Source organism: Plantactinospora sp. WMMB334 (assembly GCF_049179095.1).
In the GTDB taxonomy this organism is placed as follows: Bacteria; Actinomycetota; Actinomycetes; order Mycobacteriales; family Micromonosporaceae; genus Plantactinospora.
In genome coordinates, this window is sequence record NZ_JBMHME010000002.1 from 3,945,827 (window position 1) to 3,958,219 (window position 12,393).

11 protein-coding genes and 1 tRNA gene are annotated in these 12,393 nt (G+C 71.8%); 2 read left to right on the forward strand and 10 right to left on the reverse strand.

Annotation, left to right across the window (positions count from 1 at the left end):
- Window positions 1–255 precede the first annotated feature (255 nt).
- Together ACN27G_RS16840 and ACN27G_RS16845 are read left to right on the forward strand one after the other, a co-directional pair.
- Entirely contained in the window at window positions 256–1,539 is a 1,284-nt protein-coding gene (locus ACN27G_RS16840; RefSeq protein WP_421490881.1) for an IS256 family transposase, read from the forward strand.
- Between the two features lie 312 nt (window positions 1,540–1,851).
- A complete protein-coding gene (locus tag ACN27G_RS16845; protein WP_421497339.1) occupies window positions 1,852–2,277 on the forward strand; it encodes a transposase in 426 nt (141 codons plus the stop codon).
- Between the two features lie 156 nt (window positions 2,278–2,433).
- Here ACN27G_RS16845 and ACN27G_RS16850 read toward each other — a convergent pair.
- The 10 genes from ACN27G_RS16850 to ACN27G_RS16895 form a co-directional block, all read right to left on the reverse strand.
- Window positions 2,434–2,507, reverse strand: a tRNA-Pro gene (locus tag ACN27G_RS16850).
- Between the two features lie 237 nt (window positions 2,508–2,744).
- On the reverse strand, window positions 2,745–4,151 hold the full coding sequence (gene der, locus ACN27G_RS16855; RefSeq protein ID WP_421493771.1) for a ribosome biogenesis GTPase Der: 1,407 nt from the start codon (window positions 4,149–4,151) through the stop codon (window positions 2,745–2,747).
- 67 nt (window positions 4,152–4,218) lie between these two features.
- Entirely contained in the window at window positions 4,219–4,902 is a 684-nt protein-coding gene (cmk, locus tag ACN27G_RS16860) for a (d)CMP kinase (RefSeq protein WP_421493772.1), read from the reverse strand.
- 332 nt (window positions 4,903–5,234) lie between these two features.
- Complete coding sequence (locus ACN27G_RS16865; RefSeq protein WP_421493773.1) at window positions 5,235–5,984, reverse strand: pseudouridine synthase; 750 nt, start codon at window positions 5,982–5,984, stop codon at window positions 5,235–5,237.
- Entirely contained in the window at window positions 5,971–6,912 is a 942-nt protein-coding gene (gene scpB, locus ACN27G_RS16870; protein ID WP_421493774.1) for an SMC-Scp complex subunit ScpB, read from the reverse strand. Before scpB ends, ACN27G_RS16865 begins: the two co-directional genes overlap by 14 nt.
- Window positions 6,909–7,991, reverse strand: a complete 1,083-nt coding sequence (locus ACN27G_RS16875) for a segregation/condensation protein A (protein ID WP_421493775.1) — start codon at window positions 7,989–7,991, stop codon at window positions 6,909–6,911. The genes scpB and ACN27G_RS16875 overlap by 4 nt, the downstream gene beginning before the upstream one ends.
- A gap of 177 nt (window positions 7,992–8,168) precedes the next feature.
- The gene (locus ACN27G_RS16880) at window positions 8,169–9,098 is read right to left on the reverse strand and encodes a ParA family protein (RefSeq protein ID WP_421493776.1); all 930 of its coding nucleotides are present in this window, start codon (window positions 9,096–9,098) and stop codon (window positions 8,169–8,171) included.
- A 268-nt stretch (window positions 9,099–9,366) separates the two neighbouring features.
- On the reverse strand, window positions 9,367–10,353 hold the full coding sequence (locus ACN27G_RS16885; protein WP_421493777.1) for a site-specific tyrosine recombinase XerD: 987 nt from the start codon (window positions 10,351–10,353) through the stop codon (window positions 9,367–9,369).
- Window positions 10,350–11,465, reverse strand: a complete 1,116-nt coding sequence (ald, locus tag ACN27G_RS16890) for an alanine dehydrogenase (RefSeq protein WP_421493778.1) — start codon at window positions 11,463–11,465, stop codon at window positions 10,350–10,352. The genes ACN27G_RS16885 and ald overlap by 4 nt, the downstream gene beginning before the upstream one ends.
- A gap of 249 nt (window positions 11,466–11,714) precedes the next feature.
- Window positions 11,715–12,323, reverse strand: coding sequence for an NUDIX domain-containing protein (locus tag ACN27G_RS16895; RefSeq protein WP_421493779.1), 609 nt, complete (start codon window positions 12,321–12,323; stop codon window positions 11,715–11,717).
- Window positions 12,324–12,393: the final 70 nt, after the last annotated feature.

Consider the following 12,393-nt stretch of genomic DNA (forward strand, 5'->3'; position numbering starts at 1 on the left):
GAGCGGGGTTCCTGGTTCGGGTTGTCTTGGAGTGACAAACCTTGATACCGGAACCCCGCCTCTCATTCCCTGATCAACACACCCCTTGACCAGCCCCACCCACGCCTAACTGAACGACGTTGGGGCAAGAACGGCGGAAACCTCCGCAACGGTGTGCGAGCCAAGGCGGTGCTGACCGACGTCACGGGTGATACGCCCGAGCTGCGGGGTGTGTACAACTAACGGCGGATCTGCTGATCAAGGGAGATGCGCCAGATGACGACCGAGACCACCATCGAGCAGGAGCCGGCAGGCGGGTCGGTGGATGCGGCCACGGATGAGCAGTTGATCGCGCTGCTGGTGGACCGGGCACGCGGTGAGGGGCTGAAGCTGACCGGTGAGGGCGGCCTGCTGCAGCAGCTGACCAAGCGGGTTCTGGAGTCCGCTCTGGAGGGCGAGATCACCGACCACGTCGGCTACGACAAGCATGATCCGGCGGGCAAGGGCACCGGGAACTCCCGTAACGGCACCCGGGCGAAGACGGTGCTGACCGATGTTGGTCCGGTCGAGGTGCGGGTTCCGCGGGACGTCGCGGGGACGTTCGAGCCGCAGATTGTGCGCAAGCGCCAGCGCAGGTTGTCCGGGGTGGATGAGCTCGTGTTGTCGTTGTCGGCCCGGGGGCTGACGCACGGGGAGATCGCCGCGCACCTGGCCGAGGTGTACGGCGCCGAGGTGTCGAAGCAGACGATCTCGACGATCACGGACAAGGTCGTCGACGGGATGGCCGAGTGGCAGAACAGGCCCCTCGACTCGGTCTACCCGGTCGTGTTCATCGATGCGATCAACGTGAAGATCCGGGATGGGAAGGTTGCGAACCGGCCCGTCTACCTGGCGATGGCGGTCACCGTCGACGGACATCGTGACATCCTCGGCCTGTGGGCCGGCGACGGCGGCGAGGGCGCCAAGCACTGGTTGCACGTGCTCACCGAGCTGAAGAACCGCGGCGTCGCTGATGTGCTCATGCTCGTCTGCGACGGACTCAAGGGCCTACCCGAAGCGGTCGAGGCGGTATGGCCGCGCACCATCGTGCAGACCTGTGTGATCCACCTGCTGCGTAACTCGTTCCGCTACGCGGCCCGACAGGACTGGGAGAAGATCGCCAAAGCGCTCAAGCCGGTCTACACCGCGCCCACGGAGGACGCGGCGACGGAGCGGTTCCTGGAGTTCGCCGAGGCCTGGGGCCGGAAGTACCCGGCGATCGTGAAGCTGTGGGAGAACGCCTGGGCCGAGTTCGTACCGTTCCTCGCCTTCGACGTCGAGATCCGCAAGGTCATCTGCTCCACCAACGCGATCGAGTCCGTCAACGCCCGCATCCGCAAGGCCGTCCGCGCCCGCGGACACTTCCCCAACGAACAGGCCGCGCTCAAGTGTGTGTACATGGCGCTGATGAGCCTCGACCCCACCGGCAACGGCCGCCGCCGGTGGACCATGCGCTGGAAAGCACCTCTCAACGCGTTCCAGATCGCCTTCGAGGGCCGGCTCACCCCGGCCAACCACTGACCATTTCAAAAACCAAGATCAGCCGTTAACTTGACACTCCCAAGCTGCGGCGTATGCGGCTGTGGATGCTGGGTTCGTGGTCGAACGCGGGATGTCGAGGTGCTGGCTGCGGCCGCGACCGACGCCGACCTGGAGATCAGGTCCATGGCGGTCGGCCCGATTCCTGACAGTGATGATGTGGGAGCGGGGCACCCCCCCGGCCTGACTCACCCTCTGACCCAACGCCGTGCAGATAGGGCGTTTGCTGAGGTCAGCGTGGCGAGGTGACGTCGGTTGTGGAGGTCGACACGGTGGCTGGCCGTGACGTCAGCGGTGGTAGGGGCAGCGGAACGGCCGTGGGGTCGGTTGACTGACCATGTCGGGTTGGCTGGCCGAAAAACTCGCGCCAGCACTCATCGCCGTGCCCGGCTGCGGCGCCCTGACCGCCGCGAAGATCCTGGCATCACCCGATTCCGTTCCGCGGCCGCCTACGCACGCCACAACGGCACCGCGCCGCTACCGGTGTGGTCGTCCAATCGGGCCCGCCACCGACTCAGCCGCACCGGCAACCGCCAGCTCAACGCCGCACTGCACCGCATCGCGATGACCCAGGCCCGCTGTCACCAGCCCGCCAAAGACCTCCTCGCCCGCCGCCGAAACGCCGGCGACGGCGGCCTTGAAGCCCTCCGCGTACTGAAACGACGCCTGTCCGACGTCGTCTACCAAGCCCTACACACCGACTGCACACCCAGGGCTTGACAGAGGAGCTATTTACAGTCCCCACAACGATGCACACGGATAACAGACCTGGTTGCCGACACCCATAAACGGGGGGTTTTCGGGGGGAGGTTCAAAACTCCATAGACAAAGGCAAAGCCCTGACCAGCGATTCTGCTGGTCAGGGCTTTCTGTCTGTCGGGACGGCCGGATTCGAACCGACGACCCCTTGACCCCCAGTCAAGTGCGCTACCAAACTGCGCCACGTCCCGCTGCTTCCGCCCGGCTCGCCGTGCGACAGCCGCTACAGCGTAGCGCAGGGCGCCTTCGTCCGCGCATCGCCCTACCGTCCCCTCCCCTGCCGCGCGTGATCGGCCGCTGTCCCCGGCGACCCGGCCCACATCACCAAGCGCGTCCTAGGAAGATAGGTCAGGATACCGGTGCCGCGTGACGTGGACGCCGGGTAGGGACTCCGACGACGGTGGCTGGCTTGCTTCCGGCCGGAGCGGTCAGCCGTGCGGCTTGCCCCGCCCGCCGGCACCGACCTTCTTACGGGGGCGTACCGAGACCTCCACCGGACTGCCGGCGAAGCCGAACTCCTCGCGGAGCTTGCGCTCGACGAAGCGCTGGTAACCGGCGTCCAGCGGACCGGTGGTGAAGAGCACGAAACGGGGCGGGCAGGTGCCCGCCTGGGTGGCGAAGAGCACCCTCGGCGCCCGGCCGCCGCGCACCGGGTGCGGAGTCGCCTGCACCAGGGCGGTCAGCCACTGGTTGAGCTGCCCGGTCGGGATCCGGGTCTCCCAGCTTGCCAGCGCGGTGCGCAGTGCCGGCGCGAGCTTCTCCATCGCCCGTCCGGTCTTCGCCGAGACGTTGAGTCGGATCGCCCACGGGATCCGGCGCAGCTCCCGGTCGATCTCCTTGTCCAGGTAATATCGCCGGTCCGCGTCGACCAGGTCCCACTTGTTGAAGGCGATCACCAGGGCCCGACCGGTCTCGGTGACCGTGGTCAGGATCCGCTGGTCCTGCTCGCTGATCGGCTCACTGGCGTCGAGCAGCACCACCGCCACCTCGGCCGCCTCGATCGCGGCGGCGGTACGCAGGCTGGCGTAGTACTCCGTACCGCTGGCCCTGCCCACCCGCTTGCGCAGCCCGGCGGTGTCGACGAACTGCCAGACCTCCCCACCGACCTCCACCAGGCTGTCGACCGGGTCGACCGTCGTGCCGGCGACCGAGTCGACCACCGCCCGCTCCTCCCGGGCGAGCCGGTTGAGCAGGCTGGACTTGCCGACGTTGGGGCGGCCGACCAGCGCGACCCGGCGCGGCCCCCGCGGACCCGCCTCGGTCACCGGCGGCGCGTCCGGCAGCGCCTCGAGGATCGCGTCGAGCAGGTCGCCGGAGCTGCGGCCGTGCAGCGCCGAGACCGGCCGGGGCTCGCCGAGGCCGAGTGACCAGAGCGAGGTGGCCTCGATCTCCACGGCCGCGTTGTCGGCCTTGTTGGCGACCAGGATGACCGGCTTGGCGCTGCGCCGCAGCATCCGTACCGCGGCCTCGTCGACGTCCGTGGCGCCGACCGTGGCGTCGACCACGAAGAGCACCACGTCGGCGGTGGCGACCGCGTTCTCGGCCTGGGCCGCGATGGCGGCGGCCCGGTCCTTCGCGTCCGGCTCCCATCCGCCGGTGTCGACGACGGTGAACTGCCGCCCCGACCATTGGGCGTCATACGGGACCCGGTCCCGGGTCACCCCCGGTGTGTCCTCCACCACCGCCTGCCGGCGGCCGATGATCCGGTTCACCAGAGTCGACTTGCCCACGTTGGGACGACCGACCACCGCCACCACCGGGACCGGTCCGGTCGTCCCGGCCTCCTCCTCGGCCTCCGGCTCCCGCAGCTCGACCCAACCGTCCCCCGCGTTCACGCCGCCTCCTCGCCCGACCGGGTACGACCCCGGCTCACCAACTCACCGATCCCACCGATCCGCCCGGTCACCGGGCCGGCCGCTCTCCGGTGAGCAGCTCACGCAGCCTGGCGACGACCTCGTCGATGCCGAGCGCGGTGCTGTCCAGCACCACCGCGTCCGGAGCCTGCCGCAGCGGGTCGGCGGCCCGGGTGGAGTCGAGCCGGTCCCGTCGGGCCAGGTCGGCCACTGTCGCACCGAGGTCGGCGGCGTTCTCGGCGCTGCGCCGCCGCGCCCTCGCCTCGGCCGAGGCGGTCAGGAAGACCTTGAGGTCGGCATCCGGCGCCACCACCGGGCCGATGTCCCGGCCCTCCACGACGATCCGCCCGGCCGCGTCGATCATCTCGCGCTGTAGCCCGACGAGCAGTTCCCGGACGGCGGGTACGGCCGACACGGCGGAGACCGCCGCCGTCACCTCCGGGCCCCTGATCTCGCGGTCGACGGCGATCCCGTCGGCGGTCACGCTCGGCGCCTCCGGATCCACCCCGATCTTCAGGTCGGTCTCCCCCGCGACCTTGGCCACCGCCTCGGCGTCCTGCGGATCGACCCCGGAGCGCAGGACCGCCCAGGTGACGGCCCGGTACATCGCCCCGGTGTCGAGGTAGCGGGCGCCGAGCGCGCTCGCCAGCCGCCGGGAGACGGTGGACTTTCCCGAACCGGACGGGCCATCCACGGCGACGACACATCGCCCGGTCCGTACCTTTTCAGCCACCGTTCCTCCTCCACCGATTCCTTCGGGCGATCCGCCCGGCACCGCCGATCTTCCCGGGCGGCCGGCCGTGGCAACGCACCGCCTGTCGCAGTCCATCATGCCCCGTGCGCCGGAACGGCCCGCGCCCGACACCGGCAGCGACGGTCGGTGACGACGCTCCGACGCAACCGCCTCGCGGCGCAGCAGCACCCGCCCCCGGACACAGCAGTGCCCGCCCCCGGACACAGCAGCAACCGCCCCCGGACAGAGCAGTGCCCCACCGCGTTCGCGTCCGGCCCAGCGGTATCCGGCGGACGCCGGCCTCGACCCGGCCCGGAGCGTGCAGCAGGTCGTCAGTCCTCGACCGCCTTGAAGAGCGCGGCGATCTCGGCGTTGGTCAGCCGGCGGTTGCGGCCGGGCCGCAGGTCCCCGAGCCGGATCGGCCCGATGGCGGTACGGATGAGCCGGGAGACCGGATGCCCGACCTCCTCCAGCAGCCGCCGCACGATGTGTTTGCGCCCTTCGTGCAGGGTCAGTTCGACCTGTGCCGTCCGTCCCAACGTGTCCACCAGGCGGAACTCGTCCACCCGGGCCAGGCCGTCCGACAGCTCGACGCCGGCCTTCAACCGCCGTCCGGCGTCGCGACGGAGCGGGCCCGCCACCTCGCAGAGGTAGGTCTTCGACACCCCGTACGACGGGTGCATCAACCGGTGCGCCAGCGTGCCGTCGTTGGTCAGCAGCAGCAGTCCCTCGCTGTCGGCGTCGAGCCGGCCGACGTGGTAGACCCGCTCCTCCACCCGGCCGAGAAAGTCCGCCAGCGCCGTGCGGCCCTTCTCGTCCGCCATCGTCGACACCACGCCGCGCGGCTTGTTCATCGCCAGGTAGACCAGCCGGGTGTCGGTGACCAGCCGCTCACCGTCGACGTAGATGACGGCGGTGGCCGCGTCGACCTTGTCACCGAGCTGGGCGACCCGCCCGTCCACGGTGACCCGGCGCCGAAAGATCAGATCCTCGCAGGCGCGCCGGGAACCGACGCCGGCCGCGGCGAGCACCTTCTGCAGGCGCTCGACGCCGGGGGCACCGGAGCTGTCATCGTGGGGCATCGGCAATCTCTTCCACGTCGTCGGGCAGGAACGGGGCCAGGGACGGGAGCTGGGCGACGGTGTCCAGCCCCAGCTTCTCCAGGAACAGCGTCGTCGTCCGGTAGAGGAAGGCTCCGCTCTCCGGCTCGGTGCCGCACTCCTCGATCAGGCCGCGGGAGACCAGGGTACGGATCACCCCGTCACAGTTGACACCCCGGATCGCCGAGATCCTCGACCGGGTCACCGGCTGCTTGTAGGCGACCACGGCGAGGGTCTCCAGCGCCGCCTGGGTCAGCCGGACAGACTGCCCGTCCAACACGAACCGCTCGACGTACGCCGCGTATTCCGGACGGGTGTAGAGCCGCCAGCCGCCAGCCGCCCTCCGCAGCTCGAAGCCGTGCCCGGCCGAGGTGTAGCCGGCGGCCAGCTCCGCCAGGGCGGCCGCCACCCGCCCGGTCGGCTGCTCCAGCACCTGCGCCAGCACGATCTCGGTGACCGGCTCGTCCACCACCAGCAGGATCGCCTCCAGGGCTCCGCGCAGCTCGGCGTCGTCGACAAGCGCCAGCGCCGTGGCCCGCCGGCCGGCTCCGCCGGGCACCGGCACCGCCGCCGGCTCACCCTCCGGCTCCATACCGGCATCACCGGGTACGTCCACCGCCTCACCCGGCTGGGCACCACGTTCTCCGGCACCGGGCTCCCATCCCGTCCGATCCGCGGCCGGCGCCTCGACCTCAGGAACCTCGACCTCAGAAACCACCTCGACCTCAGGAACCACCTCGAACGGCGCCGACGAATCCTCAACTCCGTCGGAGAAGTCCGCGGGATCGGTCGACGGGTCGGCGGGCTCGGCGGAGGGCTGGGGCAGCCGGGTCGCGGCCGGCCGCTCCCACGGCGGCACCCAGGCCGCCGCCTGCTCGGCCAGGGAGTCGGGCTGCTCTTCGCCGGTCACCGCGTCTCCTCCTGCGTCTCGTCCCGCTCGTCGCCGCTCGCCGTCCCGTCCGGGGCGGTCCCGCCCCCCTCCGCCGTGACCGCCGGCACCGGCGGTTCCGGCGGTTGGTCCTCTCCGGCCGGTCGGTCCGGTGGTGCCGGCGCACCCGCGTACTCGTCGATGTCGAGGTCGGCGCCGCCGTCGTCGGGGCCGGTCCACCGTACGGTCAGTTCGCCGAGCGCCTCCACCTGGGCGAACCCGACCAGACTCTCCCGATACAGCTCCAGCAGGGCCAGGAACCGGGCGACCACTTCGAGCGTGGACTCGCAATCCGCGCAGAGCACTCGGAAGGTGGCGATACCGGCCTGACGGAGCCGGTCCCGCAGCAGCGCGGCGTGTTCCCGGACACTCACCCGGACCATGTGCACGTGGTCGATGGAGACCACCGGCGGCTTCTTCGGGGTCATCGCCTTCACCGCCAGCGCGGCGAGCCGGTCCGGTCCGATCCCGAGCACCAGGTCGGGCAGCGCCTCGGCGTACCGTGGCTCCAGGGTGACCGCCCGGGGATAGCGGCGAGAGCCGACCGACTCCAGCTCGGCGATGTGCGCGGCGGCCTCCTTGAACGCCTTGTACTGCAGCAGCCGCGCGAAGAGCAGGTCCCGGGCCTCCAGCAGGGCCAGGTCCTCCTCGTCCTCGACCTGGGCGGCGGGCAGCAGCCGGGCGGCCTTGAGGTCCAGCAGGGTCGCGGCGACGACGAGGAACTCGCTCGCCTCGTCCAGGTCCCAGTCGTCACCCATCGCGCGGATGTAGGCGATGAACTCGTCGGTGACCCGGTGCAGCGCGACCTCGGTCACGTCGAGTTTGTGCTTGCCGATGAGCTGGAGCAGCAGGTCGAACGGACCGGTGAAGTTCGCCAGCCGTACGGTGAACCCGCCGGCCGCCTCCGCCTCGACGTCGTCGGTCCCGGTTCCGCCGGCCGGCTCACCCGGCGCCGCAGGCCCGTCGTCGCCGTCGACCGGCGCCCCCGGTGACGGCGCGACCGACGGCGGCGCGACCGACGGCGGGTCGGGCGTGGCCGGGGAGGCTGGCGGGGAGGTCACCCGACGACCGTAGTCCACCGGCTCCGGACCGCCAGCCACCAGCGCCGCCCCGGTCCCGTCACTCACCTGTAACCGTCACTCACCTGATGATCCTCGACACGGCGGGCACCGACCGGGGCCCGGCAACCGACCCGGAACACCGGCCGGCGCGGGCCGGCCGGAAACCGCCCACCGGCGCTACCGCTCGGCCTGCGCGGCGATCACTTCCCGGGCCAACTGCCGGTAGTTGCGGGCTCCGGAGGAGGCCGGATCCAGCGTCGTGATCGGCGCGCCCGCGACCGTCGACTCGGGGAACTTCACCGTCTTGGTGATCACCGTCTGGTAGACCTTGTCACCGAATGCCTCGACCACCCGCTGGAGCACCTGCCGGCAGTGCGTGGTGCGGCTGTCGTACATGGTGGCGAGGATGCCTTCCAACTCCAGGTCGAAGTTGAGCCGCTCGCGGACCTTGTCGATGGTGTCCAGCAGCAGGGCCACGCCGCGGAGGCTGAAGAACTCGCACTCCAGCGGGATGAGCACGCCGTCCGCCACGGTGAGGGCGTTGATGGCGAGCAGCCCGAGCGACGGCTGGCAGTCGATCAGCACGAAGTCGTATTCCTTGCGGATCGACTTGAGCACCCGGGCCAGCGCCATCTCCCGGGCGACCTCGTTGACCAGTTGGATCTCGGCGGCCGAGAGGTCGATGTTGGCCGGCAGCAGGTGCAGCCCGGCGACATCCGTCTTGATCAGCACGTCCTCGGCGGTGACGTCGTCCTGCATCAGCAGGTTGTAGACGGAGAGGTCGAGGTTGTGCGGGTTGACGCCGAGGCCGACCGAGAGCGCCCCCTGCGGGTCGAAGTCGACAAGCAGCACGCGCCGGCCGTACTCGGCCAGGGCGGCGCCGAGGTTGATGGTCGTGGTGGTCTTGCCCACCCCGCCCTTCTGGTTGGCCATCGCGATGATCCTGGCCGGGCCGTGCTGGTCGGTCGGCATCGGCTCGGGGATCGGCTTGCGCATCGTGTATGCCGCCGGGTCGGCCGGACCCAGCTCGGCGCCGAGGTCCAGGGCGGACTGCTGCTCGCGCAGGGTCGAGGTCCACGCCTCGGCGCGATCGCCGTTTCCAGCCATGTCCTCGTACGCCCCCTCCCGACGACTGCCCGGCGTCGGAGCCGAACGGTGTCCTGTGCGGCGCCGCCGCGAACCTCGATTGCCGCCTCACGAGGCCGCGCCAGATCCCGACTCTACGCCACGTCGCAGCACCGTAGTGGGCACCGTCTCGGCGTGTCGAACCGGCCGCCGACCGGGCGCCGACACCGCGCGCCGCCGCCACGGACGCGATCGGGATCGGCCCGCCGCCCGACAGTACCCCGCCGATGCCGTCCCGGGGATCGCCCGGTCAGCCCCGCGCCCGGGGATGTGCGGTCGCGTACACCTCGCGGAGCCGTTCCACGGTGACCAACGTGTAGACCTGGGTGGTGGTCACCGAGGCGTGCCCGAGCAGTTCCTGCACCACCCGCACGTCGGCGCCGCCGTCGAGCAGGTGGGTGGCGTACGAGTGGCGCAGGGTGTGTGGGGAGACCGCGCGCGGCCCCGCCACCGGCAGTCCGGCCCGCCCGGCGGCGCGGCGCAGGATGGTCCAGGCGCTCTGCCGGGACAGCACCCCGCCCCGGGCGTTGAGGAAGACCGCCGGCACGCCCCGCCCGGCGGCGGCCAGGGCCGGCCGGCCCCGGACCAGGTAGGCCCGCACCGCCTCGGCGGCGTATCCGCCGACCGGCACCAGCCGGCTCCGGCCGCCCTTGCCGTGCAGCAGCACCGAGCCGTCGACGAGGTCGAGGTCGTCGATCGCGGCGCCGACCGCCTCGGAGATCCGCGCGCCCGTGCCGTACAGGAATTCCAGCAGTGCCCGGTCGCGCAGCGCCAGCGCGGCCCCGGGTCCGGTCGCGCCGGCCGTTCCCGCGGTCTCCAGCAGCCGCTCCACCTCGGAGACGTCGAGGGCCCGGGGCAGCCGGCGGGGCGGGGCCGGTGGGCGTACGTCCCGGCTGGCGTCCTGGCCGACCAGGCCCTCCCGGACGGCGAACCGGTGCAGCCCACGGACGGCACTGGCGGCCCGGGCCGCCGACGCCGCCGCGAGCGGCGGGTGGCCGTCGTGCCCGGCCCGCAGCCGCGCCACGTGGTCGGCGATCTCCGCCGGCCCGACCGCCGTCAGCTCCTCGACGCCGGCCGCCGCGAGCGACCCGAGATACCGCTCCAGATCCCGCCGGTACGACGCGAGCGTGTTGGTCGCCAGCCCGCGCTCGACGGTGAGATGGTCGAGGTAGCCGCGGAGCGCGCGCCGCAGGGCCGGCGACGGTTCGGGCCCGTCACCGGCCGCAGCGGAGCTCATCCGAGGACGTCCGCCAGTGGCCGGGCGGCCATGCCGTGCGCCTCGGCGACCGGGCCGTAGGTGACCTGGCCGGCGTGCGTGTTCAGCCCGAGCGCGAGCGCCGGGTCGCGGCGCAGCGCCTCCCGCCAGCCGTGGTTCGCCAGCTCCAGCGCGTACGGCAGGGTGACGTTGGTCAGCGCATAGGTGCTGGTGTGCGGCACCGCGCCGGGCATGTTCGCCACGCAGTAGAAGAGCGAGTTGTGCACCGGATAGACCGGCTCGTCGTGCGTGGTCGGGCGGGAGTCCTCGAAGCAGCCTCCCTGGTCGATCGAGATGTCCACCAGGACGCTGCCCGGCTTCATCCGGGAGACCAGATCGTTGCTGATCAGCGTCGGCGCCTTGGCGCCGGGCACCAGCACCGCGCCGATCACGAGGTCGGCGTCGACGACGGCACGCTCGATCTCGTAGGTGTTCGACGCCACCGTCTGGATGTGACCCCGGTAGATCGCGTCGGCCTGGCGGAGCTGGCCGACCGCCCGGTCCAGCAGCAGCACCTCGGCCTGGAGGCCGAGCGCGATCGCCGCGGCGTTCCGGCCGGAGACCCCGGCCCCGATCACCACGGTCTTGGCGGCGTACACCCCGGAGACGCCGCCCATCAGCACGCCGCGCCCGCCGCCGGAGCGCATCAGGTGGTACGCGCCCACCTGCGGCGCCAACCGGCCGGCGACCTCGGACATCGGGGCGAGCAGCGGCAGCGACCGGTCGGGCAGCTCGACGGTCTCGTACGCGATCCCGGTCACCTTCCGGTCCAGCAGCGCGTCGGTGCACCCCTTCGAGGCGGCCAGGTGCAGGTAGGTGAAGAGCACCTGCCCTTCGCGCATCCGGTGGTACTCCTCGGCGACCGGCTCCTTGACCTTGAGGACCAGGTCGGCGACGCCCCACACCTCGTCGGCGTCGCCCAGGATCGTGGCCCCGGCGGAGGCGAGCTCGGCGTCGGTGATCGACGACCCCGCCCCGGCCCCGCTCTCCACGAAGACCTCGTGGCCGGCACGGACGAACTCGTGCACCCCGGCCGGGGTGATCGCCACCCGGTACTCGCGGTTCTTGACCTCGCGCGGAATTCCGACCTTCACGATCCAGACACCTCTCTCCGGGTACCGGCCCCGGCCGCGCGACGCGCGACGGCCCCGTTGCCGCCGCGGTCCACCGTCCCGCCCGCGGAAGTCTAGGACCGGGGCGACGCTCCGGCAGCCGCCATTGTGACAACGGGTGGCCGGCAACCTTGACGGTATGTCAGTCATCTCACCGCGATCGAGCACGACCGACCGGCGGGACGTCGGCAGCGGCCGTACGGCGGGACGTCGGCAGCGGCCGTGCGGCGCTCAGGGCAGGGGCGAGTCCGCGGACCGGAGTCCCGCCCAGTCGCGGTCCCTGGCCCGGGCCGCCGCGAGCACCCCGGCGACGCAGGCGACGTTGGTGATCTCGCCGGCCAGCACCATCGACACGGCCTCGTCCAGGTCGACCCGGCCCACCTCCAGGTCGGCCTCCTCGTCACGCCGCTCGTGCCGCTGTTCCGGCGCCACCTCGGAGAGCTCCCGGGCCAGGAAGATCCGGATCAGTTCGTCGGAATAGCCCGGCGAGGTGTGCACGTCCACCAGCAGGTCGAGCCGGCCGGCGGTGAGATCCGCCTCCTCGGCCAGCTCCCGCAGCGCGGCGGCCGGCGGCTCCTCCCCGGCGACGTCGGTCAGCCCGGCGGGCAGTTCCCAGATCACCCGGCGCAGCGGGTGGCGGTACTGCCGGATCAGCACCGCCCGTCCCCGCTCGTCGAGGGCGAGCACGCCGACCGCACCCACGTGCCGGACGTAGTCCCGGGAGACGACCCGGCCGCCCGGCATCGCGACACGGTCGGTGACCACGGAGAAGACCTTGCCCCGGAACTGTTCCCGCCGGTCCCGTACCTCGTAGACGTGCCCGCCCACCCGACCGTTCACGCCGCTCCCACCGCTGCCCCCGCTCCCACCGCTGTCACCACTGCCCCCGCTGCGAGCCGATCGCCGGTCA

Excerpts from the sequence above, each read along its gene's own strand:
- ACN27G_RS16840 (WP_421490881.1), top strand. The coding sequence starts at position 256 with ATGACGACCGAGACCACCATCGAGCAGGAGCCGGCAGGCGGGTCGGTG.
- ACN27G_RS16865 (WP_421493773.1), bottom strand. The coding sequence starts at position 5,984 with ATGCCCCACGATGACAGCTCCGGTGCCCCCGGCGTCGAGCGCCTGCAG.
- ACN27G_RS16880 (WP_421493776.1), bottom strand. The coding sequence starts at position 9,098 with ATGGCTGGAAACGGCGATCGCGCCGAGGCGTGGACCTCGACCCTGCGC.
- ACN27G_RS16885 (WP_421493777.1), bottom strand. The coding sequence starts at position 10,353 with ATGAGCTCCGCTGCGGCCGGTGACGGGCCCGAACCGTCGCCGGCCCTG.